At 66.5% G+C, this 24,104-nt stretch carries 18 protein-coding genes; 13 read left to right on the forward strand and 5 right to left on the reverse strand.

Annotated features, from left to right (window positions below):
• From ACEQZD_RS04145 to ACEQZD_RS04155, 3 genes are all read right to left on the reverse strand, one after another.
• On the reverse strand, window positions 1-308 hold a 308-nt coding region (locus tag ACEQZD_RS04145), incomplete at its 3' end, for an AraC family transcriptional regulator ligand-binding domain-containing protein (protein ID WP_370184208.1).
• Window positions 309-381: 73 nt separating this feature from the next.
• On the reverse strand, window positions 382-1,503 hold the full coding sequence (locus ACEQZD_RS04150; protein ID WP_370184211.1) for a fatty acid desaturase: 1,122 nt from the start codon (window positions 1,501-1,503) through the stop codon (window positions 382-384).
• Window positions 1,504-1,514: 11 nt separating this feature from the next.
• Complete coding sequence (locus ACEQZD_RS04155) at window positions 1,515-2,609, reverse strand: ferredoxin reductase (protein WP_142949519.1); 1,095 nt, start codon at window positions 2,607-2,609, stop codon at window positions 1,515-1,517.
• A 243-nt stretch (window positions 2,610-2,852) separates the two neighbouring features.
• Between ACEQZD_RS04155 and ACEQZD_RS04160 the strand changes: the two genes are divergently transcribed.
• The 12 genes from ACEQZD_RS04160 to ACEQZD_RS04215 all read left to right on the forward strand — a co-directional run bounded on the left by ACEQZD_RS04160 (window position 2,853) and on the right by ACEQZD_RS04215 (window position 19,254).
• Window positions 2,853-3,443 (forward strand): TetR family transcriptional regulator, encoded by a 591-nt coding sequence (locus ACEQZD_RS04160; protein WP_255442576.1) that lies wholly within the window; start codon window positions 2,853-2,855, stop codon window positions 3,441-3,443.
• 150 nt (window positions 3,444-3,593) lie between these two features.
• Window positions 3,594-4,463, forward strand: a complete 870-nt coding sequence (locus tag ACEQZD_RS04165; RefSeq protein ID WP_142949521.1) for a MaoC family dehydratase — start codon at window positions 3,594-3,596, stop codon at window positions 4,461-4,463.
• A 204-nt stretch (window positions 4,464-4,667) separates the two neighbouring features.
• Window positions 4,668-5,756, forward strand: a complete 1,089-nt coding sequence (gene mnmH / locus ACEQZD_RS04170) for a tRNA 2-selenouridine(34) synthase MnmH (protein WP_370184214.1) — start codon at window positions 4,668-4,670, stop codon at window positions 5,754-5,756.
• A gap of 80 nt (window positions 5,757-5,836) precedes the next feature.
• Window positions 5,837-6,706 carry a putative selenate ABC transporter substrate-binding protein gene (locus tag ACEQZD_RS04175; RefSeq protein WP_370184217.1) on the forward strand — a complete coding sequence of 290 codons (870 nt, stop codon included), beginning with the start codon at window positions 5,837-5,839 and terminating at the stop codon, window positions 6,704-6,706.
• A 6-nt stretch (window positions 6,707-6,712) separates the two neighbouring features.
• Window positions 6,713-7,390, forward strand: a complete 678-nt coding sequence (locus ACEQZD_RS04180; protein WP_255442577.1) for an ATP-binding cassette domain-containing protein — start codon at window positions 6,713-6,715, stop codon at window positions 7,388-7,390.
• On the forward strand, window positions 7,387-8,886 hold the full coding sequence (locus ACEQZD_RS04185) for a PhnE/PtxC family ABC transporter permease (protein ID WP_370184220.1): 1,500 nt from the start codon (window positions 7,387-7,389) through the stop codon (window positions 8,884-8,886). Before ACEQZD_RS04180 ends, ACEQZD_RS04185 begins: the two co-directional genes overlap by 4 nt.
• Before the next feature lie 42 nt (window positions 8,887-8,928).
• Window positions 8,929-11,130 carry a selenide, water dikinase SelD gene (selD, locus tag ACEQZD_RS04190; protein WP_370184222.1) on the forward strand — a complete coding sequence of 734 codons (2,202 nt, stop codon included), beginning with the start codon at window positions 8,929-8,931 and terminating at the stop codon, window positions 11,128-11,130.
• A 73-nt stretch (window positions 11,131-11,203) separates the two neighbouring features.
• Complete coding sequence (locus tag ACEQZD_RS04195; RefSeq protein WP_255442578.1) at window positions 11,204-11,554, forward strand: PA2779 family protein; 351 nt, start codon at window positions 11,204-11,206, stop codon at window positions 11,552-11,554.
• The gene (locus tag ACEQZD_RS04200) at window positions 11,555-12,469 is read left to right on the forward strand and encodes a PA2778 family cysteine peptidase (RefSeq protein ID WP_370184223.1); all 915 of its coding nucleotides are present in this window, start codon (window positions 11,555-11,557) and stop codon (window positions 12,467-12,469) included.
• Between the two features lie 74 nt (window positions 12,470-12,543).
• Entirely contained in the window at window positions 12,544-15,948 is a 3,405-nt protein-coding gene (gene mscK / locus ACEQZD_RS04205) for a mechanosensitive channel MscK (RefSeq protein ID WP_370184225.1), read from the forward strand.
• 91 nt (window positions 15,949-16,039) lie between these two features.
• Window positions 16,040-17,953 (forward strand): ATP-binding cassette domain-containing protein, encoded by a 1,914-nt coding sequence (locus ACEQZD_RS04210; protein ID WP_370184227.1) that lies wholly within the window; start codon window positions 16,040-16,042, stop codon window positions 17,951-17,953.
• 23 nt (window positions 17,954-17,976) lie between these two features.
• Window positions 17,977-19,254: a succinylglutamate desuccinylase/aspartoacylase family protein gene (locus tag ACEQZD_RS04215; RefSeq protein ID WP_370184230.1), complete on the forward strand. Its 1,278-nt coding sequence runs from the start codon at window positions 17,977-17,979 to the stop codon at window positions 19,252-19,254.
• 223 nt (window positions 19,255-19,477) lie between these two features.
• Here the strand turns inward: ACEQZD_RS04215 and ACEQZD_RS04220 are convergent, their stop codons facing one another.
• Together ACEQZD_RS04220 and ACEQZD_RS04225 are read right to left on the reverse strand one after the other, a co-directional pair.
• A complete protein-coding gene (locus ACEQZD_RS04220) occupies window positions 19,478-20,158 on the reverse strand; it encodes a TetR/AcrR family transcriptional regulator (RefSeq protein WP_370184232.1) in 681 nt (226 codons plus the stop codon).
• An 85-nt stretch (window positions 20,159-20,243) separates the two neighbouring features.
• Complete coding sequence (locus tag ACEQZD_RS04225; RefSeq protein ID WP_370184234.1) at window positions 20,244-22,163, reverse strand: PHB depolymerase family esterase; 1,920 nt, start codon at window positions 22,161-22,163, stop codon at window positions 20,244-20,246.
• A gap of 171 nt (window positions 22,164-22,334) precedes the next feature.
• Between ACEQZD_RS04225 and ACEQZD_RS04230 the strand changes: the two genes are divergently transcribed.
• Window positions 22,335-23,951 (forward strand): BCCT family transporter, encoded by a 1,617-nt coding sequence (locus ACEQZD_RS04230; protein ID WP_370184235.1) that lies wholly within the window; start codon window positions 22,335-22,337, stop codon window positions 23,949-23,951.
• Window positions 23,952-24,104 lie beyond the last annotated feature (153 nt).

A 24,104-nucleotide genomic window follows, 5' to 3' on the forward strand; every position in this document is an offset into this window, starting at 1 on the left:
TAGCTGAGCGCGCGGTGCAGGCCCTCGCCGAAGGTGGGGCTGGAGAGAAACAGATACTCCAGCACCTGGCCCTTGTAGACGGGCATGTGCTTGCCCAGATGCAGGCCCACATGCTCGTCGTTGGAGACCTTCGCCAACGCCTCCCAGAACCATTCCTGGCCATCGTGGGGCGTGCGCAGATCCGGCACGTTCAATATGGACGGGTCCAGGCCCAGCTCGGCCAGTACCGCGTCGGCATCAATGCCGGCGTTGAGCATGGCCCGGTAGGCCATGCGCAGAAGCACGCCGGAATCAGTCAGTTCTGCCATCCTGTTGCGACTTCCCCAAACGGTAAATACCAAGTGGTGAGACTAGCACACCGTCCGGGGACCCGGAACCGCTTCACACCGTGGCGTTTTTCGGCTTGCGCCGGGACGGCAGCGCCAGGCGGTTAATCCGCTTGAGCACGGTGCCGAACTGGCGGCTCAGACGGCCGCTGTTGTAGTGCAGACCATAGCGCTCGGCGATCTCGCGCACCTTGGGCGCCACCTGCTTATAGCGGTTGGACGGCATGTCCGGGAACAGGTGGTGCTCGATCTGGTGGCTGAGGTTGCCGGACATGATGTGGAACAGCGGGCCGCCTTCCAGGTTGGAGGAACCCAGCAGCTGGCGCAGGTACCACTGGCCGCGGGTCTCGTTCTCGATCTCCGCCTCGCTGAACATTTCCACGTGCTCGGTGAAATGGCCGCAGAAAATGATCAGGTAGGACCACAGGTTACGGCTCAGGTTGGCGGTGGCGTTGCCCGCCAGCACCCAGGGGGCGAACGGGCCGGCCAGCAGCGGAAACAGCAAATAGTCCTTGCCCACCTGCTTGCGCACCTTCTTCATGATCTTGCGGCGCTGCGCGCGGTATTCGGCGAAGCTTTTCTCGCCCTTGAGCACGCGCTCCACTTCCAGGTCGTGGAACGCCACGCCCCACTGGAACAACGAGGCCAGCACCCAGTTATAGGCGGGCTGGAACAGGTAGGCCGGGTTCCAGCGCTGCTCTTCGGACATGCGCATGATGCCGTAGCCCACGTCCCGGTCCTTGCCGACCACGTTGGTGAAGGTGTGGTGCATGTAGTTGTGCGAATGCTTCCACTGCTCCGCCGGGCAGGTGTTGTCCCAGTCGTAGGTGGAGGAATCCAGCGCCGGGTCGCCCAGCCAGTCCCACTGGGCGTGCATCACGTTGTGGCCGATCTCCATGTTTTCCAGAATCTTGGACACCGACAGCAGCGCGGTGCCGGCCAGCCAGGCCGGCGGCAGCACGCCCAGGAACAGCAGGCCGCGGCCGGCCAGTTCCATGCCTTTCTGGGTGCGCACCAGACGGCGGATGTAGCGCGCGTCCTGCTCGCCCAGATCCGCCATGATCTCTTCACGCAGGGCGTCGATTTCGCGGCCGAAGGCGTCCACCTGGGAGCGCGTCAGCGTCACGCCCGGGCGTTCGAATACGATGGGGTCGAAATGATCTACTTTGGCATTCATAGCGTGCCTCCTTAGAGATCCAGTTCCACGTCGCCCTCGGCGGCGTGGACACAAATACGAACTTCCTGGCCGTTCAACTCGCGGCTTTCGCCGCTCTGCAGGTCGCGCACCCGGCCCTTGCTCACCTTGCACTTGCAGGTGTGGCAGATGCCCATGCGGCAACCGTGCTTGGGCTTGAGGCCGGCCTGCTCCGCCGCTTCCAGCAGCGACACCCCGGCGGCGGCCTCGGCCTGGCCGCCGGTGCGCGAGAAGTGCAGCCGGCCGCCTTCGCCGGCCACCACCGGCGCCGCTTTGAAACGCTCATGGAACAGCGGCGCGCGGCCGTGTTCGCCGTGCCAATCCATCACCGTGTCGAGAAAGCCGGCCGGCCCGCAGGTGAAAACGGTGTGCGCGGCGGCATCGGCGATGTTATCCGTGAGCCAGTGTTCATCCAGACGGCCGGCCTGGTCGCCGTCGCGCGGGCTGTCGCCGCTGAGGACGAGACGCAGGTCGAGGCGCGGATCGCGGCGCAATTGCGCCAGGGAGTCGCTCAGCATCAGGTCCCGGTAGCGGCGTTCGAAGTGCACCCAGGTCACTTTGCCGTCGAAGTTGGACGCGAGCAGGGACTTCACGATACTGTGAACAGGTGTAATCCCGGAGCCCGCGGTGACCATCAGAAGGCGCTCCGGCACCGGGTCCGGCAGCACGAATTCGCCGGCCGGTTCGGCCAGGGTGAGCAGGTCGCCCTCCCGGCAACGGTTGACCAGATGGTCGCTGACGCCGCCCCGGCCCTGGCGCTTCACGCTGATGGTGGGCGCGCCGCCGGGGGCCGAGGACAGGGAGAAGCAGCGCTGATGCCGCACGCCTTCGATCTCCACGCCCAGCAGAACATGCTGACCGGCGCGGTGGCCTTTCCAAAGGCGGTTGGGTTGCAGGGTCAGGGTCACCGCCTGGTCACTCTCGCGCTGCACGCCGATCACCCGGGCGCGTATTTCGCGGGCGGACTGCAGCGGATCGAACAGGGCCAGATAGTCCTCCGGGTCGAACGGCGTGCTGAGCGCCTTGCCGAGACGACGGATCAGGCCCGGAGTACCGGATTGTGAATTTGAAGCGGTGATGACGTTCATGCCAACTCCCGTTTGTGTACAGTTGTGCACTTTTTACCGAAGTGGGATGCCAATGTCAACACGTGTACACTTATACTTTTTTACACAGTAAAATCAACCAGTTGTCTGTATCCGGCCGGGGATTTTCAATAACATGGCGGGGATGCGGAGAATAAAAACGATGACTCGGGAGCAAAAACCATGAGCAGAGAGACTCCGACTCGGGGACGGCGGCCCAAGAGGGGGCGAACTCGCCAGGCGCTCATGGACGCGGCCCTGGACCTGGTGGCCAAGAAAGCCCCGTTCTCTTCCTTGAGCCTGCGTGAAGTGACCAAACGCGCCGGGGTGGTGCCCACCGCCTTTTATCGCCATTTCCCGGACATGAGCGCCCTGGGCCTGACCCTGCTGGACGAGTCCTTCCGCACCCTGCGCCAGATGATGCGTGAAGTGCGCCAGCAGGAACTGCCCAACGAACGCATGATCCGCGGGTCGATGGAGACCTTCTTCACCTACGTGCGCAATAACCGCACCCATTTCCTGTTCGTTTCAAAGGAGCTGTACGGCGGCTCGGCCACCATGCGCCAGGCCATCCGCCGTGAAATCCGCTTGTTCGTCAGTGAGCTGGCGATGGATATGGCGCGCTTTCCGTTCCTGGTGCGGGTCAACGCCGAGGACCTGCAGATGATGGCGTCCCTGGTGGTCAACAGCGTGGTCGCCCTGACCCAGGAAATGCTGGAGCTGGACGAAGACGACGACGCCGGCCAGCACGAGATGCTGATCATGGCGGAGAAACAGGTGCGCCTGATTTACTTCGGGGTGGCCCAGTGGCGCTCCGACACCCCGCCGCGCACCTGATCCGCCGGGATCGATAGGCCTGCTCGGGGGCTCCCCCAGGCGATACGGCCAATCCAGGCCGCTCTTCACACTGCCTATACTGTCCCCAATTTGCCGACGCCGCTGTTGTCACGCGGCGTCGGCCGTATTGGAGAGATCAAGGACGCTGTTATGAGTGACGTGAACTTCCGCGAGCTGCGCCACGCCCCGGCAATGCCGGTCAATTTCGCCAAGGCGGTGATGCGTGCCCGGGTGAAGCCCGGCAAAAACCCGCAACTGCCCAATGTCGGCCTGCGCCTCAACGATGTGGGCCTGGACGCCGGGCACCTGGCCGCCTACCGCAAGGTCTGCGGGTTCAGCGACGACGGCCGCCTGCCGGTCACCTACCCGCACATCCACGCCTTTCCGCTGCACATGGCGCTGATGATGGAGGACGGCTTCCCGTTCCCGGCCATGGGCCTGGTGCACGTGCGCAACAGCATCACCCAGTACCGCCCCATCGCCGAGCGCGAGCAGCTCAACATCAAATGCTACCTGGGCAACCTGACCCAGGTGGAAAAGGGCTATGAGTTTTCCATCTTCACGGTGGTCAGCACCGGCGGCGAACGGGTCTGGGCCAGCGAATCGGTGAACTTCTTCCGCGGCGGCGGCAGCGGCGTGAAGGCCGACAAGGGCTCGCGCGGCACCCCGGAACCGGTCACCGACGCCATTGAATGGAAGGTCCCCGGCAACACCGGCCGTCGTTACGGCGCCGTGTCCGGCGACCGCAACCCGATCCACCTCTACCCGCTGACCGCCAAGCTGTTCGGCTTCAAGCGCCAGATCGCCCACGGCATGTGGTCCAAGGCCCGCGCCCTGGGGCAGCTGCAACACGAGCTGCCCGAGGAAGCCTTCACCGTGGCGGTGCAGTTCAAGGTGCCGATGTTCATTCCGGCCACGGTGAAGTTCGCCCGCGAAGAAAAGGACGGCGGCCTCGATTTCCGCGTGGTCGCCAAGGACGGCGTCAAACCGCACCTCACCGGCCAGCTGCGCCCGGCCTGAGCATTGTAGGAGCTTGCCCCGCAAGCGAAAGGCCGGCTTTAGCCGGCCGGCAGGATGCCAGAGACACCTCGAAGCGCAACACCGATAGCGTCTCTGGGATCCTGCCGGGAGCTTCGCTCCCTTTCGCGGGCCGGGCCCGCTCCCACAGCCTGCTCTTACAGCAGCTAGCGCCAGGGCGCGCTCAGGCTGCTAGAATCTCCCGCCATGGACGACACTCGAGACTACGCCGGGCTGTTTCTCGGCGACATTCCCTTACTGGACGTGCGCGCGCCGGTGGAATTCGCCAAGGGCGCCTTCCCCACCGCCAGCAACCTGCCGCTGCTCGACGATGACGAGCGGCACCGGGTGGGTATCCGCTACAAGCAGCAGGGCCAGCAGGCGGCCATTGATCTCGGCAACGAACTGGTCAGCGGCCGCAAGAAGAGCGCCCGCCTGGACGCCTGGCGGGCGTGGCACCGCGCCCACCCGGACGGCTATCTGTACTGTTTCCGTGGCGGCCTGCGCAGCCGCACCACCCAGGCCTGGCTGGACCAGGCCGGCATGCACGTGCCGCTGGTGGTGGGCGGCTACAAGGCGATGCGCCGCTTCCTGCTCGACCGGCTCAAGCACAACCTGCGCCACCTGCCCATGGTGGTGCTCAGCGGCCGCACCGGCTGCGGCAAGACGCGTCTTATCGAACGGCTGACCGACGCCATCGATCTGGAAGGGATGGCCCACCATCGCGGCTCGGCGTTCGGCCGCCGACCGGCGGGCCAGCCCAGCCAGATCGATTTCGAGAACCGCCTGGCCATCGCCCTGCTCAAGCATCAGCACCGGGGCCCGGCGCCGGTAGTGGTGGAAGACGAAGGCAAGCTGATCGGCCGCTGCTATGTGCCGGACGATCTACAGGCGCGCATCCGCCAGTCGCCGCGCGTGGTCATCGACGAACCGCTGGAAGCCCGCGTGCGGGTGACGCTGGAGGACTACGTCACCGGACCGCTGGACGAATACAGCCGCCACTACGGCGAAGCGCAGGCGTTCGAGCGGCTGGCCGAGGCGCTGCTCGCCGCCCTCGACCGCATCCGCAAACGGCTCGGCGGCGCCCGCCATCAGTATCTGCGCGGCGAATTGGAAGCGGCGCTGGACCAGCAGCGCCACGGCGGCGACGTGGAGCGCCACCGGGTGTGGATCCGCGAACTGCTGAGCGGCTACTACGACCCCATGTACGATTACATGCTACAACGCCGGGACGGCCCGATTCTCTATCAGGGCAGCCGGGCGCAAGTGATGGAATACCTGAGCCACCGCGGATAGCCGGACACGCGGCGGTGAAGGGCCTGTTCACACAGGCCCTAATAACGTCCGGTAATACTCCCTATTGAACGGAGCCGACAATGATCAAACCCCTTCTGGCCACGGCCTGCGCCGTGCTGCTGCTGGCCGCCTGTGATTCCCGCGAACCGGCGCAAACCTTCACCTTCACCGCGATCCCCGACCAGGACGAGTCGCGCCTGGAACAGCGCTTCGGCAAAGTGGCCGAGCACCTGGAAGAGGCGCTCGGCGTGCCGGTGAAATACGTGCCGGTGAAGTCCTACCCGGCGGCGGTCACCGCCTTCCGCAACGATGAAGTGCAGATGGCCTGGTTCGGCGGCCTGTCCGGGGTTCAGGCCCGGCGCCTGGTGCCCGGCTCGCAAGCCATCGCCCAGGGCCAGGAAGACACCGCCTTCAAATCCTACTTCATCGCCAACAGCCGCACCGGCCTGGCGCCCGGCGACCGCCTGCCCGACGCCTTCGCCGAGCAGCCGTCGTTCACCTTCGGCTCCAAGGGCAGCACCTCCGGCCGGCTGATGCCCGAGTACTACTTCCGCGAACGCTTCGGCGCGCCGCCCCAGGAGCTGATCGACAAGGTCGGCTTCAGCGGCGACCACAGCCGCACCCTGTCGCTGGTGGAAAGCGGCGCCTACGCCACCGGCGCGCTCAACTATCAGGTCTGGGACCAGGCCCTGGCGGACGGCGACATCGACACCGACAAGGTGCGGGTGATCTGGGAAACCCCCGCCTACCCGGACTACCACTGGACCGTGCGCGGCGACCTGGACCAGCGCTTCGGCGACGGCTTCAGCCAGCGGGTCACCGAGGTGCTGCTGGCGATCGACGACCCGGAGCTGCTCGAGGCCTTCCCGCGCAGCGCCTTCGTGCCCGCCGACAACGATGACTACCAGGCCATCGAAGACACCGCCGAAAGCATCGGCCTGCTGGATTGAACCGCAGTGAACGCCAGTGAAGCGCCGGCGCCCCTGTTCCACTTCCGGGGCGCCCGGCTCGGCCACGGCCGCGAGACGGTATTCCCCGCCCTGGATCTGACCGTCCGGCGCGGCGAAACCGTGGCCCTGCTGGGCCCGTCCGGCAGCGGCAAGTCCACCCTGCTGGCGGCGCTGCGGCGCCAGCGGGAAACGCTGTGCGCCTGGTGCCCCCAGGAGCAGGCGCTGGTGCCCATGCTCAGCGTCTTCCACAACATCTACATGGGCGGCCTGCACCGCTTCGGCACCTGGCGCAATCTGCGCGCGCTGGTGCACCCCACGGCGGCCCAGCGCGACAGTGTCGCCGCCGTGGCGGAAAGCCTGGGGCTGGCCGAAAAGCTGTTCACCAGCGTCGACCGGCTGTCCGGCGGCCAGGCCCAGCGCACCGCCCTGGGCCGGGCCCTGTTCACGGAGCGGCCGGTGCTGCTGGCCGACGAGCCGGTATCCAACTTGGACGAACACCAGGGCCTGGCGCTGCTCCGCGATACCCTGCGCCGCCACGACAGCGCCGTGGTCGCCATGCACGACCGCGCCCTGGCGCTGGCCTGCTTTGAGCGGGTGATCGGTCTGCGCCAGGGCGAGACGGTGCTGGACGCGCCTTCCGCGTCGCTGACGCTGGACGACCTGGACCGCCTCTACCTGCCATGAACCGCCCCGCCCCGACCTTCACCACCACCGCCGCCGGCTGGCGCCGCGCCAGCGGCTGGCTGGGGCTGGCCGGTTTGATCGCGTTCGCCTGCGCCGATCTGGAGGTCACCCGCGGCGACCCGGGCGCGGAAATGATGCGCGTGGGCCTGGGCCTGCTGCGCCCGGACTTCCTGGCCACCGAGGGGCTCGGCCGGGCCCTGGCCAACACCCTGGCGTTTGCGTTCCAGGGCGTCGCCCTGGGCGCCGCCGCCGGCTTTTTGCTGGCGTTGTTCTGGCACCGCCGGGCGGTGCGTGCCGGCGCCGCCTCGGTGCGCGCCGTCCACGAGCTGTTCTGGGGGCTGCTGCTGATGCAGGTCACCGGCCTGTCCACGCTCACCGGCGTGCTTGCCATCGCCCTGCCCTACGCCGGCATCTTCGCCAAGGTGTTCGGCGAATTCCTGGAAGAAGCGGACCCGGCGCCGGCGGTTGCCCTGCCCGACGACCGGCGCCGCCTGGGCCGCTTTTTCTATGCCCGCCTGCCTTTGATCTGGGCGTCCTGCAAGGCCTACACCGGTTACCGCCTGGAGTGCGCGCTGCGCGCCTCGGCGATCCTCGGCTTTATCGGCCTGCCGACCCTGGGCTTTCACCTGGAGACGGCGTTCCGCGAAGGCCATTACGGCGAAGGCGCGGCGCTGCTTTATCTGCTGTTTCTGCTGATTCTGACTCTGCGCTTCTGGCTGCGCCCGCTGCTGCTGCCGGTCTACCTGCTGGCCGCGCTGATCTGGGCGCCGCCGGTGTGGACCGGCAGCCTGCAAACGCTGGTGCGCTTCGTCACCGAGGACCTGGTGCCCGCGCCGCTGAAAAACGGCGGCGGTGTCACCGAGCTGTGGGTGTGGCTGGGCACGCTGTGGTCCGAACAGATCGGCCCCGGGGTCTGGCACACCCTGGTGCTGGGCCTGGCCGCCCTGCTGCTGACGGCGTTGCTGGCGCTGGTGCTGTTTCCGCTGCGCTCACCGCTGTTCGGCAATCGCGTCAGCCGGGGGCTGGGCCATTTCATTCTGGTGGTGTTGCGCACCACGCCGGAATTCTTCCTGGCGTTTTTCTTTCTGATCATGCTGGGCCCGTCCATGCTGCCGGGCATTCTCGCCCTGGGCCTGCACACCGGGGCGATCATCGCGCACCTTACCGCCCGTTTCAGCGAAGGGCTGACCCTGCGCGACGACAGCCCCCGGGGGCTCAACCGCTACGCCTTCGAGGTGCTGCCCCGGTTGTACCCGAACTTTCTCGCCTTTTTGCTCTACCGCTGGGAGATCATCATGCGCGAGACTGCGGTGCTGGGTATCCTGGGCATTCATACCCTGGGTTTTTATATTGATTCCAGCGTCGCCGAGTTTCGCTTTGACCGCACCCTGGTTTTGATTCTCGCCACCGTCGGCCTGAATCTGGGCGTGGACGCCTTCTCGCGCTGGCTGCGCGGGCGCCTGCGCCTGTCCACCCGTGGCCAGCCCGTGGAATGAATGAGCAATGAGACGCACCGCCATGACCGACAGGAGAACCGCATGCTGACCCCTTCCGCCACCCAGGATCTGATCATGGTCGGCGGCGGCCACAGCCACGCGTTGGCGCTGCGCATGCTGGCCATGAAACCGGTGCCCGGGCTGCGTCTGACCCTGGTCTCCCCGGACAGCCTGAGCGCCTATTCCGGCATGCTGCCGGGGCTGGTCGCCGGCCACTACCGTCTGGAAGAGACGCACATTGATCTGCAGCGCCTCTGCCAGGCCACCGGCACGCGCTTTATCCGCGCCCGCGCGGTACGGCTCAAGCCCGAGCAGCGGCGGCTCTACCTGGACGACGGCACCCACCTGGAATACGACCTGGTGAGCCTGGACGTGGGCGCCACCCCCAATCTCACCGCCGTGCCCGGCGCCGAGCAACACGCGGTGGCGGTGAAACCGGTGGCGGATTTTCACCGCCGCTGGCAGGCGTTGCGGGACGAACTGGCGGAGCGGGACAGGCCGGCGGCGATCACCGTGGTGGGCGGCGGCGCCGGCGGCACCGAGATGGCGCTGGCGGTGGCCCACGCCCTGGGCGACCGCGCCGGCGTCAGCCTGGTCACCGCCGGGGCGCTGCTGCCGGGCTTCCCGGCCGGCGTGCGCCGCCGCATGGCCCGGCGCCTGGCGGCGCGCGGCGTGACCCTGCACAGCCACACACCGGTGCGGCAGGTGCAAGCGCAACGCCTGCTCAGCGATGACCGCGAGCTGCCGCACGACTTTCTGCTCTGGTGCACCGGCGTGCGGGCCGCTTCCTGGCTGTCGGACAGCGGGCTGCCCTGCGACGACCAGGGCTTCTTGCGCGTCAACGACACCCTGCAAAGCCCGGCCGACGCGCGGGTGTTCGCCGCCGGCGACTGCGCCGCCTTTCCCGGCGATCTGCCCAAGGCCGGTGTTTACGCGGTACGCCAGGCGAAAATTCTGGTGCGCAATCTGGCCGCCGCCGCCCAGGGCCAGCCGCTGGAGCCGTACCGCCCGCAACGGCGTTTCCTGTCGCTGCTGTCCGCCGGCGGCCGTGACGCCGTGGGCAGCCGGGGCGGCGGCCCGGCGCTGGCCGGCGGCTGGGTGTGGCGCTGGAAGGACCGGCTGGACCGGGACTTCATGGACAAATTCGACCGCCGGCTGCCGCGCATGGACGCCGCCGCCCGGGCCGGCGCCCCGGACGACACCCTGCACTGCGCCGGCTGCGGCGCCAAGGTGGGTGCGCAATCGTTAAGCGAGGCCCTGGCGGCGCTCGACCCGGTGATCCGCGAGGACATCGAGGCGGGCGTGGACCACGCCGACGACGCCGCCGTGATTCGCTGGCCGGCGGACCAGCGGCTGGTGCAAAGCCTGGACTATTTTCCCGCCTTCGTGGACGAGCCCTATCTGTTCGGGCGCATCGCCGCGCTGCACAGCCTCAGCGATCTGTTCGCCATGAACGCGGCGCCCCACTCCGCCCTGGCCACGGTCTGCATGCCGCGCCACCATCCCCGCCTGCAAAGCCGCGATCTGCACCGCCTGATGGCCGGGGCGCTGAAGGAATTGAACGCGGCCCGCTGCACCCTGGTGGGCGGGCATACCATCGAAGGGCCGCAGATGGCGGCCGGGTTCACGGTCAACGGCGCCGCGCCGCCGGCGGACCTGTGGCATAAAAGCGGCGCCCGGCCCGGCGACGTGCTGATTCTCACCAAGTCCCTGGGCACCGGCATTCAACTGGCCGGCCTGATGCACGACCTCAGTCGCGGCCCCTGGCTGGACGCCACGCTCGACAGCATGCTGCGCAGCAACGGCCTGGCCCGGGACGCCATGGCGCCGCTGGCGCCCAATGCCTGCACCGACATCACCGGCTTCGGCCTGCTCGGCCACCTGCTGGAGCTGTGCGAGCAAAGCAACCTGGACGCGCGCCTGGACCTGGACAGCCTGTCGCTGTTGCCGGGCACCGAAGAGCTGGTGGCGCGGGGCGTGGTGAGCACCCTGAAGCCGGCCAACGACCAGGTGCTGACACGCTGCGAGCACGGCGACATCGCCGACGACGATCCACGCCTGGCGGCGGCCACCGATCCACAGACCAGTGGCGGCCTGCTGTTCTCGGTGGATCCGGGCCTGCGCGACGCCGCCCTGGCGGCTTTGGCACAGGCCGGCGTGAAGGCGGCGGTGATTGGTGAAATGAGTGTAAAAGATCACAAAGCTTTAACTTGCATAACCCTGAACAGGAACGCGCCGTGCTAGCCTTGAGCCACGTTTTTTAAGTGGAGCGATGTCGATGAAAAAGCAAATTACAGGCGTCCTGACGGCGCTGGTTATGTTGTTTACGCAAGGCTTGTTCGTACCCGCGGCCCACGCCGCCATGGTCACGACCGATGGCATGGTTTCCAGCGAGCAGCGGGCCGCCACCGAACGCAAAGTCATGCGGCTGATGAACCATGAAGCCGCCGCCAAGGTGCTGGCCAAGAACGGCGTCACCCCCGGCGACGTGGAAAAGCGTCTGGGTCGTCTCAGCGACCGCGAGCTGAACCAGCTGGCGCAGAAAGCGGAACAGATGCCCGCCGGCGGTAGCGTGGTGGGTGTGATTCTCGCCGTTATCCTGATTCTGGTGCTGCTGGATCTGCTCGGCGCCACCGACGTATTCCCCGTCATCGATCCGATCGGGTAAATGATCGCCTGCCCGCGCGGCGGCCGCCCGGCCGCCGCCTTGCTGTTTCTACTACTGCTCACCGCCTGCCAGACGGTTCCGCCGCCGGAACGAGCCGACGCGCGCCCGCAGCAGCGGCTGGACGTGCCCTTTATTCCCCAGGAAGCCTACCAGTGCGGCCCCGCCGCCCTGGGCATGATGCTGCAATGGAACGGGCTGCCCGGCGACAAGACCGAACTGGTCGACGAAGTCTGGCTGCCGGAGCGTCAGGGCGCGCTGGGCATCGAGCTGGTGGCGGCGGGCCGGGCCCGCGGCCTGCTCGCCTATCCGATCAACACGCCCACGGCGTTGATCCAGGAGGTGCAGGCCGGCCACCCGGTGCTGGTCTTGCAGAACCTGGCGCTGCCGCAATGGCCGTTGTGGCACTATGCGGTGGTGATCGGCTACCGCGACGGCGGTGAGCGCATTATCCTGCACAGCGGCACCGACCAGGCCACGGAAAGCCGCTGGAACCGCTTCCTGCGCACCTGGGCCCGGGGCCGCTACTGGGGTTTCGTGCTGCTGCCGCCCGGCGACCTGCCGGACAGCGTGCAACCGGAACCGCTGTTGCAGGCGCTGGCGCCGATGCAGACCGGCGCGCTGCCCTATTGGGAAGCCGCCGTGGCGCGTTTCCCGGACAATGGCCGGCTGCGTTTCGGCTACGCCAACGCGCTCTGGCAGGATGGCCGGACCGACGCCGCCCTGCGCGCCTACCGGGCCACCGTGGCGCGCGCCCCGGATATGGCGCCGGCCTGGAACAACCTGGCCTACGCACTGCGCGACAGCGGCCAGCCGGACCAGGCCCGGGAGGCGGTGTGCCGCGCCCGGCAACTGGCGCCGGAGGACGACAACGTGGCGGACAGCGTCGCCGAGATCACCGACGGGCGGGGCTGCTGATCACGGAATGACGGCGGCGGCTATGCCGGGACCCCGGCCGTTGCTAAGCTTGCAAAAAACCAAAGGCGCTTTCCGTGTTGGCTGTATTGATCAGACTGTTCCGTTCGTTACCACTGGCTCTGTTGCTCGCGTTGCTGCCGATGGCGGCGGCCCAGGCGCAGACCGGTGCGTTCTCACTGCCCGGTATCGGCGACCTGGAGAAACAGCTCTCCGGTGACGGTGGCGAATCCGGCGACGGCGGTAACGGCCCCTCCGATACCGCCGACGAGGACCCGGAACGCGAAGAGCTGCAGCAGACGCTGACGTTGCGCCGCGAGATCGACAGCAACCGGGAACAGATCGACACGCTTTCCGACCGCAGACGGCAGGCCCCGGTGGACCGCAACCGTCTTCAGGAGCAGCTGGCCAAGGCGCGCCAGGACGCCGAGCTGGATTGGCGCGCCCGCTACCAGGACCTATCCCTTGCCGCGCTTGTGGAAGAACTCGGCCAGCAACTGGAAGCGCTGGAAGAAAACCAGCAAACCCTGGCCAAGGTGAGCGGCGAGCTGACCCGCGCGCAAACCCTGCCCGAGCGTGCCCAGAACACGATCAGCGACAGCCTGGCCCGCACCGACGAAATCCGCCGGCGTCTGAACCAGGAAAACGACACCCTCTCCGAGGCCGAAACCACCCGGCTGCGCACCGAACTGGCGGCGCTGGAAACGCGCATTGAACTGCGCAACCAGGAGCTGTCCGTGGCCAGCACCCTGGAAGAGCTGGCCCGCCTGCGCAAACGGGTGCTGGAAGCGCAGACCGAGGTGATTCAGACGCGGCTGGACGTCCTGCAGCCGATGATCAACGAGCGCCGCGGCGAGTCGCTCAGCGCGGAAATCGGCGACGACCAGCTCGACCTGCCGGAAAGCCTGGTGAGTCATCCACTGCTGGACACCGCGCGGCAGCGCAACGAGGCGGTGCGTGACCAGCTCAAGGACACCGCCAGCGACGTGAACAACCTGATCCGCGAGGTGATCAACGCGGAGACCCAGCTGGACCGCGCCCGTTCGCTCTCCAGCACCGTCAACGATCAGATCGAGATGCTCGACGGCAGCCTGCTGTTGTCGCGCATTCTTTACGAGCAGCAGAAAAGCCTGCCGCAGTTCACGCCCCGGGAAGGCCTGGACAAACAGATCACCGAGGCGCGCCTGGCCCAGTTCGACATCCGCCAGACCCTGCAGGAACTGGAAAACCGGGATCTCAAGCTGCCCGAGGACAGCGGCCTGGACGATCAGCAAAAAGCGCAGCTGCGCGACGGCCTGCAACGCCTGATCGACAACCGGGTGGACCTGCTCAATCAGCTCGACCAGGAGCTGGGCCGCAAGCTCAATATCCTGGTGCGCCTGAATCTGTCCCAGGAGCAACTGGACAAGCTGACCCGCAATCTGCACGACATCATCTCCGAACAGACCTTCTGGATGCCCAGCACCCAGCCGCTGTCCCTGGCCTGGTTCGCCGAATTCCCCGGCCAGGTGGCGGACCAGATCAACACCATGCCGTGGCGGCGCATGGTCACCAACGCCACCGACATTCTGCAAAGCAAGTGGCAATGGCTGTTTCTGCCGCTGGTGCTGGCCGGCGCCCTGTGGCTGGTGCGCCCGCGCCTGCGTAAACGGATCAAGTCGCTGAACGGCGATATCGGCTTTCTGAAGCGGGACAGCCAGCGCCACACGCCCCTGGCGATCATCTACACGACGCTGCTCTGCGTGCCCGGGCCGCTGGTGCTGAGCCTGCTGGGCTGGGGGCTGTGGGTGCAGCCCGGCACCCTGAGCACGGTGCTGGGCGCGGCGCTGGCGAAGATCGCCCTGATCTGGCTGGTGTTCGAGCTGTGCTACCGGTTGCTGTCGCGCAACGGCATCGCCCAGCGCCATTTCCGCTGGACCGAGGACAATAACCGGCAACTGCGCCGGCGCCTGCTGATCATCGGCCTGACCATGGTGCCGATGACGCTGGTGATCGCCTTCGGCGAAGAGTGGCCGGCGCAGTTGAGCAACGACCGTATCGGCCTGGTCACCATGGTGGCCGGGCTGGCGGTGATCAGCGTGATGCTGGCGCGTACCGCGCTGGCCTACCCGATCCAGCATTATTCGCGCACCCTGCGCTCGGTGACCACCTTGATCAGCGCCGGCGCGCCGCTGGTGCTGGTGGCGTTGATCGTGGCCGGCTACTACTTCACCTCGGTGCGCCTGTCCGGCCGCCTGATCGACACTTTCTATCTTGCCCTGCTGGTGATCCTTATCGACGCCACCGCGGTGCGCGGCCTGGCGGTGGCCGCCCAGCGGCTGGCCTATAAACGGGCGGTGGCGGAGCGCGAGGCGGAACCCAAGGAAAACGTGGAAGGGGTGGAAGTCGAGGAGCCGCAAATGGACCTGCAGCAGGTCAACCAGCAATCGCTGCGGCTGGTGCGCCTGGGCCTGGTGGTGCTGTTCGGCGTGCTGCTCTACTGGGTATGGGCGGACGTGATCAATGCGTTCTCCTACACCAACACCATTGTGCTCTGGGAAAGCACCGAAGGCAGCGGCGCCAACGCCACCACCTCGCCGATCAGCCTGGGCGATGTGATCACCGCGCTGGCCATCGGCATCGGCACCTTCGTGCTGGTCGGCAACCTGCCCGGCCTGCTGGAAGTGCTGCTGCTGTCACGGCTGAGTCTCAAGCAGGGCTCCAGCTACGCGATCACCACCCTGTTGTCCTATGTCATCGTCATGATCGGCGTGATGATCACCCTGGGCTCGCTCGGCTTGTCCTGGAGCAAGATGCAGTGGCTCGTCGCGGCGCTGGGTGTGGGGCTGGGCTTCGGCTTGCAGGAGATCTTCGCCAACTTTATCTCCGGCATCATCATTTTGTTCGAGCGGCCGGTGCGCATCGGTGACGTGATCACCATCGGCGAGCTGTCGGGCACCGTCAGCCGTATCCGCATCCGCGCCACCACCATCATCGATTTCGACCGCAAGGAAATTATCATTCCCAATAAGGCGTTCGTCACCGAACGGCTTATCAACTGGTCTCTCACCGATACCGTCACCCGCGTCACCCTTAAAGTGGGGTTCGCCTACGGGTCCGACCTGCAGGCTTGCCACGATGTCCTGGCCAAAGCGGCGGCCGACAACCCCCGGGTGCTGCAGGATCCGGAACCGCTGATTCTGTTCATGGCGTTCGGCGCCAGCACTCTCGATCACGAGTTGCGCGTCTATCTCGGGGAAATCGGCGATATTCTGTTCGCCACCAACGAGTTGAACCGCGCCATCGATACCCTGGCCCGCGAGCACGGCGTGGAAATCGCCTTCAACCAGCTTGACGTCCACCTGAGGTCCGCCGCCGACGGTCTCCTGTTCGACAGCGGCAACAAGGGCCGCCACGGAGACACCCGGGGGCATTATGGAGAGACCAGAACCCACTATCACGACGGCGAACGCGGCCGCGACGACGACGGCGGGGACCGCTGAGATCAGCGGGCCAATCCAGCGGGTGGAAATCCGATAATTGCCATAGTGTAAATGTTACACTCGCCGCCTCATTTCAACACGACGCGCTTTCATGTCCCTGATCACGCTGCGACAGATTCAACTGCACTTCGGCGAGCAGCCCCTGCTCGACAATGTCGACCTCACCATCGAAGCCGGCGAGCGGCTCTGTCTGGTGGGCCGCAACGGCTCCGGCAAGTCCACCCTGCTCAAGGTTCTGGCCGGCGAGGTGCAGGCCGACGACGGCCAGATCGAGAGCACCCAGAACCTGATGATCTCGCGCCTGGAACAGGAAGTGCCCGAGGACCAGGACCACAGCGTGCACGACATGGTCGCCGAGGGCCTGGGCGAGCTGGGCACGCTGCTCAACGAGCACGACCACCTGAGCCGCGCCCTGGGCGATCCGGACCAGGCGGAGCGCATGGATGAGAACCTGGCCCGCTTCGAGACCCTCAACAATGAGATCGAGGCGCGCGGCGCCTGGCAGCTGTTCCAGCGCGTGGACACGGTGCTCTCCAAGCTCAACCTGAACGGCGAACAGAACTTCGCCGGCCTGTCCGGCGGCATGAAACGCCGCGTGCTGCTGGCCCGGGCGCTGGTCCAGGAGCCGGACATCCTGCTGCTGGACGAGCCCACCAACCACCTGGACCTGGACGCGATCCGCTGGCTGGAAACCTTCCTCAAAGGCTATTCCGCCACCCTGGTGTTCATTTCCCACGACCGCGCCTTCATCCGCTCGCTGGCGACCCGCATTATCGAGCTGGACCGCGGCAAACTGACCAGCTGGCCCGGCGATTACGACAAGTACCTGGCCGGCAAGCAGGCGGCGCTGGAAAACGAAGAGCGCGCCAACGCCGAGTTCGACAAGAAGCTCAGCCAGGAAGAGCGCTGGATCCGCCAGGGCATCAAGGCACGCCGCACCCGTAACGAAGGCCGGGTGCGCGCCCTGAAAAGCATGCGCGAGGACTACGCCCGGCGCCGTAACCGCCAGGGCACCGCCGGCCTGGAAATCCAGCAAGGCGACAACTCCGGCAAGGTGGTGATCGAAGCGGAGCATCTGCGCTACGCCATCGACGGCCTGCCGCTGCTGCGGGATTTCTCCATCACCCTGCTGCGCGGCGACCGGGTCGGCATCCTCGGCCCCAACGGCTGCGGCAAGTCGACGCTGATCCGCCTGCTGCTGGACCGGCTGACCCCGGACGCGGGCACCGTCAAGCACGGCACCCAGCTCCAGGTGGCCTACTTCGATCAGATGCGCGACACCCTGGACAGCAACAAAAGCGTGCTCGACAACCTGGCGGAAGGCTCCGACGTGGTCGAGATCAACGGCCGCAAGAAGCACGTGATGGGCTATCTGCAGGACTTCCTGTTCGAGCCGGCGCGCGCCCGCCAGCCGGTGCGCTCGCTGTCCGGCGGCGAACGCAACCGGCTGTTGCTCGCCAAGCTGTTCACCAAGCCCTTCAACCTGCTGGTGCTCGACGAACCCACCAACGACCTGGACGTGGAAACCCTGGAGCTGCTGGAAGAGCAGCTGGTCAACTACCAGGGCACCCTGCTGCTGGTCAGCCATGACCGGGAATTCATCGACAATGTGGTGACCTCCACCCTGGTGTTCGAGGGCGGCGACCCCAACGCCTATGTGGGCGGCTACCAGGACTGGCTGCGCCAGCGCCCGGAACCGAACCGGGGCGACGACGTCAAAACCGGCAAGCTCGCCGCGCCGGCCAGCAAACCGAAACCGAAAGCCAAGGACAGCGGCGGCCGCAAGCTCTCCTACAAGGAAGAGCTGGAACTGCAGGCGCTGCCCGAGCAGATTGAAACCCTGGAGGCGACGCTGGGCGAGGTTCAGACCGAACTGTCCGACCCGGACTTTTACAAGCGCCCCCAGGACGAGATCGCCGACGCCCAGCGTCGGCTGCAGGAACTGGAGCAACGCCTGAACGAGCACTATGCGCGCTGGGAGGAACTGGCCCAGCGAGAGTCATGAAACGGTCCTAAAAGGAAGCTTCCGTGTCGCGTATTATTCCGCTGATTACTCTGATCCTGCTGGCCCTGGCCGGCACCGTGACCGCCAACGAACGCGAAGACGACGTGGCCGCCGAGGCGGCCGCCGCCGACAGTGACGACGCCCCGGAACAGGACGAGGCGTCATCCTCCGAAGCCGAGGAAGAGGACGGCGCCGACACCGTAAAACCGCTGGAACTGCTCGGCAAGACGGTGCAACCGGGCACCTTCGAGACCCTGCACTGGGCCCCGGACCAGTCGTTCCGCTCGATCGCCACGCCGGTGCCGGTGCTGGTGGCCCACGGCAACGAGCCGGGCCCGCGCCTGTGCCTCACCGCCGCCGTGCACGGCGACGAACTCAACGGCATCGAGATGGTGCGGCGCCTGATGTACGAGCTGGAACCCACCGAGCTGGCCGGCACCGTGGTGGGCGTGCCGATCGTCAACCTGGACGGCTTCCGCAACGGCTCGCGTTATCTCAGCGACCGCCGCGACCTGAACCGCTACTTCCCCGGCCACGAAAAAGGCAGCGCCGCCAGCCGGCTGGCGTTCTCGCTGTTCAACAACATCGTGCGCCAGTGCGATTACCTGGTGGACCTGCACACCGGTTCCCAGAAGCGCATCAACCAGCCGCAGCTGCGCGCCGACCTGGACAAGTCCGAGGTGGTGGCCTTCGCCAAGCACTTCGGCGGCATGACCGTGCTGCACAGCCCGCCGGGCGACGGCATGCTGCGCGCCGCCGCCGTGGAAGAAGGCATTGTCGCGGTGACCATGGAAGCCGGCGGCCCCAACCGTCTCGAAGACGAAGCGGTGGACTACGGGGTCCAGGCCCTGGAGACGCTGTTGGAAAACCTGGACATGCGCAAAGCCAGCCGCTTCTGGGGCGCGCCGCAACCGGTGTTCTTCGAATCGGAATGGATCCGCGCCGGCCAGGGCGGCATCCTGCTGTCCGAGGTGGAGCTCAACGATCAGGTGCGCAAGGGGGAGATCCTGGGCACCGTCACCGACCCGATCAGCAATACCGGCAGCGCCATCATCGCGCCCTACGACGGCCGCGTGCTGGGCATGGCGGTGAACCAGGTGGTGCACGCCGGCTTCGCCGCCTACCGGATCGGCGAGGAGAAGAGCGCCGAGGAAGTGGAAGCCAAGGCGGAGCTGTCGGACCAGACGCTCGAGGACAACGGCGTCAAGCCGGAAGAGCCGGCGGCGCCCAAGGAAGAAGAGGAAGCGTCCGACGCCCCCCGGGAAGAGGACCCCGCGCCGCCGGCGGACGATACCGAGTAACAGCGGACCGTCGTTTCTCCAGCAGGGGCAAGCGGCTGTGCCGAACCTTTCTACGAAGCTCGGTTTGTGGGAGCTTGCCTTGCAAGCGAAAGGGTGGCTTTAGCCACCCGGGAGGATTCCAGAGACGCTGTTTGTACTGCCGTTAGAAAGGTCTCTGGGATCCTGCCGGGGCTTCGCCCCTTTCGCGGGCGAGGCCCGCTCCCACCAGGCCTGCTCCTAGAGATCAGCGGTTGTTGAGACGACCGCACACTCGCTCGAAGCCGGCGACCACGAAGGGGATCATGCGGTCGTAGGCGGTCTGGAAGTCGTCGGACCGGCACAGGCCGCCGGACATGGCGTTGATGCGCCCGGTGTTGGCGAAGGTCAGTGTCATCGCCCCGGACATAAAGTGGTAGCACCAATAGAGGTCGGCCCGCTCGGTGTTGGGCAGGGCGGCGGACAGCGCTTCCACGAAGGTTTCCATGGGCGCGTCGAAGTGGCGGCTCATCAGCACCGGGCCCCACACCGGGGAGGTGTTTACGTAGGCCAGCAGGGCGCAGTAGTTGCGCCAGCCCTGGTCCTCGCTTTCCTGGGCCATTTCCAGCGGTCGCAGATAGGCTTCGATGATTTTTTCGAGGGGTACCGGGTCGCTTTCCGCGCGGGCGGCGTTGAGCGCTTTCAGCCGGTCGTCGTTGAGGATGCGCGCGCGGCGCTGGAACACGGTGTCGAACAGTTGCTGCTTGGGGCCGAAGTAGTAATTGATCAGCGCCAGATCGACGCCGGCCTCGCGGGCGACGGTGCGCAGGGTAACGCCGTCATAGCCGTGACGGGCGAACAACCGCTCCGAGACATCCAGAATGGCGGCGCCACGATCGCCGCTTTCACCGTTACGGCCACGGGGCCGTCCCACCGGTTTCTTCGCCATCCGTTCCTCCCCTGGGCGATACGCGCCCGGGGCCGGGCGCGCATCGGATGGTACGCAAGGGGAGGAAATTCAACAAGATGGAGAATCAGGGGCAGGCGCCCACCTGCCACACGGTGCCGCCGTCGGTGCTGTGCAGCTCGGTGGTGCCCCAGGTGGAGCCGGCCATCGGCTGGTCACTGCCCTGGGCGAAGTAATCCGGGGTGTAATAGTTCCCGGTGCTGTACGCCCGCCCGGCGGTCTTGTGGTAGTAGTTGTAGGTGGTTTCCGCCTGGCAGCCGTCGTCCGGATCGGTGGGCGGATCACCGCCGTCGTCGCCGCCGTCATCACCACCACTGCCGGAACAGGCCTGCAGCGGCCCCACGCAGCTGGCGTCTCCGTCCTGCCACTGGCACTGGCCGCCGGTTTCGATTTCATTCAGCTTGAAGGCCTCGGTGCTGTATTCCAGGTAGCAGTTGGCGTAGTTGGTGTAGTCCAGACGACCGGCGCTGATGTGCTGGTCCAGGGTGGCCACCTGGCCCGCGTCGATCACGAAGTCGATCTGGTCGCTGGCGCTCAGGCCGCCCTGGTCCTCGGCCACCACGGTGGCGCTGTTGGCGCCGCCGGACAGGCCGCAGGCGCGGGCGGTGTAGCGCACGCCGTCGAGATCGGCGGCGGTGGCGCCGGTGGAAAAGGTCACCGTGACACTGGCCAGATCCTGGTTTTCGTCCACCACTTCACCGCTGACGGTGGCGCACTGCCCGTCCAGGCTGACGCCGATATCACTGAGCACCGGCGCGCTCGGCGGCGGCTCCGGACCTACTCGCACGGTGTCCACGGTCGGCTCGCTCTCGCCGTCATCGTTGTCCACCGCGACCACCGCCACGGCATAAAGCCCGTCGGCCAGGGACGCGCTGGCGGCCTGAAAGAACCCGCTGCCGTCGACCCCGGCGGTGAGGTTGTCGCCGCCGCCGTCGAGGCCGTCGATCACGATATCAACGCGGCTCACGGTGCCGTCCTCGTCGTCGGCGTAACCGCTGACCTGAATGCGGTCGCCGTCCGGCGCGGCACTGACCTGGGACAGCGAGGGCGCCAGGTTGCGGTCGACCCGGGCGTTGTTATTGCTGAAGAACTCACCCAGGTAGCGCGCGTAGTTGATGCTGGCGCTACCGATATAACTGCCGGAGGCGCCCTGCCCGCCGGACCAGGAATGATCGAGACCGTTGAGCCACAGCATCGACACCCGGCCGTCCTGCCACAGGTACTCTTCCGCGCTGCCGCCGTCCTGGTTCAGGGTGGTGCTGCCGGCCAGCTCGCTGACTCCGTACAGGCCCGCCATGCCTTCGGCGTTCTGCCGGTTGTAGCAGGTGTTCACGGTGGTGTCCGCGTCGCCGTGGGCGATCGACGCGACCTGGGTGTCGAAGGCGCTCTGATAGGCGCCGCCCAGATTGCGGCAACGGCTCTCCACGTCGGCCTGTTCGCAGGGGCCGATGGCGCCGCTGGAGCTGGTACCGACGCTGGGCCCGGCGCTCACGCCGACCCCGGCGAACACGTCCGGCGCCAGACAGGCGGTGGTGTTGGCGAAGCTGGCCCCGGACGACAGCCCGGCGATGTACACCTGGTTGGGATCAATGCCCCGGCCGCTGTCCGAAGAGAGCTCGTTGGCCAGATCGATCAGATTCTTATAGTCGCCGGCGCTGCGTGACTTGGTGCCCTGCCAGTAGGACCAGCAGCTGAAGCCGGCCTTGTTCATGGCGTCCGGCACCGCCACCACCATGCCGAATTCCTCGGCGGCGGTTTCCAGATTGGCGGTTTTGTAGGCGTTGATGGATTGGGTGCAGCCGTGCAGCACCACTAACAGGGCTTTGCCGGTGCCCACCGGGGAATCGCTGTCCGGGGTATAGAGATGGACGTTATTGAAACCGCCCAGTGATTGGTTGTCCTGCCAGGAACCGGCCTGGGCCGGGCCCGCGCACAGGGCGGCGGTGAGCAGCGCGCCCGCCAGGGCGGCCAGTGTTGTTATACGCATTATTGTTCTCCCGTTTTTGCTTTTATTCTGTTATTCATCACCTGATGAATAAAAACTATACAACCGTTGAATATTTCCCGTCCACCCTTGTGCCGGTGGCGAAATGTATAATTTTCGAACCGCCGGGCCGCCCGGGGTGGCGGTGGCTTGGGCGCCTGCTAGGCTACGCGGATGCTTATACGACACCGCGTTTATCTCATCTCCGCCGGCCTGGTCGCCGTGCTGGTGGCCATCGGCGCCACCGTCCCCAACCGCTTCCGGGACGTGGCCGAGGCCACCCTCAATACTCTCGGGCACTACTTCGGTTGGTTTTATCTGATCAGCACCTTCGTGTTCGTGATCTTCCTGCTGGCGCTGGCGATGAGTCGCTACGGGAAAATCCGGCTCGGCCCCCAGGACTGCAAGCCGGACTACGGGGTGTTTTCCTGGTTGAGCATGCTGTTGTCCGCCGGCTTCGGTGTCGGCCTGGTGTTCTACGGCATGGCGGAACCGATCCAGCACCTGATGGAGCCACCCCACGGCCAGGCCAAACCCGGCTCCACCGCCGCCGCCAGCCTGGCCATGCAGTACAGCTTTTTCCATTGGGGGGTCAGTCAGTGGGCGGCGTTTTCCCTGGTCGGCCTGATCATCGCCTTCTTCCAGTTCCGCAAGGACCGCCCCGGGCTGGTGTCCACCATGGTGGAGCCGGTCACCAAGAACCTGCCCAAGCGGCAACTGATTTCCGATTCCCTGGACGTGCTGGCGGTGCTCGCCACGGTGATGGGCGTGGCCACCTCGCTGGGGCTGGGCGTGCTGCAGATGAACGGCGGGCTGGAAACCGTATTCGGCTGGCCGGACAACCTGTGGAGCAAGGTGGCCATCCTCGGCGCCATGTTCCTGTGCTACATGGCCTCGTCCTACAGCGGTCTGGACAAGGGCATCCGCCTGCTCAGTAACCTGAACATGGGCCTGTGCCTGGGCTTCATGGGCTACATGCTGTTCACCGGGCCGACGGTGCTGATCCTGGATAACTTCGTGAACGGCCTGGGCAACTACCTGGGCAACTTCATCAACATGGCGCTGAACATCCCGCCGTTCGAAAAATCCGACTGGATGAACCGCTTCACCCTGTTCTACTGGGCCTGGGTGATCGCCTGGTCACCGTTCGTGGGCACCTTCGTGGCGCGCATCTCCCGCGGCCGCACCATCACCGAATACGTGCTCGGCGTGCTGCTGGTGCCGCCGCTGCTGGCCTGCGCCTGGATCGCCGTGTTCGGCACCACCGCCCTGGACCTGCAGCTCAACGGCGGCGTCGACCTGGCCGGCGCGGTGTCCGATAACGTCGCCAACGGCCTGTTCATGATGTACGAGGTGCTGCCGCACAGCACCTTCCTGTCGGCGATCACCATGGTGATTCTGTTCGTGTTCCTGGTCACCTCGGCGGACTCCGCCTCCTACATCGTGTCGCAGATGACCGACCACGGCTCGCTCAACCCACCGCTCTACAAGCGCCTGACCTGGGGCGTGCTGATCTCCGCGATCTGCATCACCCTGATCGTGGCCAGCGGCCTGCGCGGACTGCAGTCCGCCAGCCTGGTGGCGGCGCTGCCGTTCGCGGTGGTGCTGTTTCTGATGATGGGGGTGTTGATGTGGGAGCTGCGCGCCGACCGACGCGCCATGCTGATCGAGCTGTTCCACCGCAACGACGACACGCCGGTGGGCGCCGATCTGTTCGAGGCCGACGACTTCTCGGACCTGACCACCGAGCAACGCATCCGCCGCCGCATGCCCATCCAGCGCCGCCGCTGACGCGGTGGCGGCTGTAGCAGCGGGCTGTGGGAGCGGGCCCTGCCCGCGAAAGGGGCTAAGCCCCGGCAGGATCCCAGAGACCTTTCTCTCCAGAAAGCCCGCACCGGGATCGGGTGGGCCCGTCCAGGACACGCCACGAGTACATCCCTGTAG

It is taken from the genome of Alloalcanivorax sp., from assembly GCF_964221125.1.
GTDB lineage: Bacteria > Pseudomonadota > Gammaproteobacteria > Pseudomonadales > Alcanivoracaceae > Alloalcanivorax > Alloalcanivorax venustensis.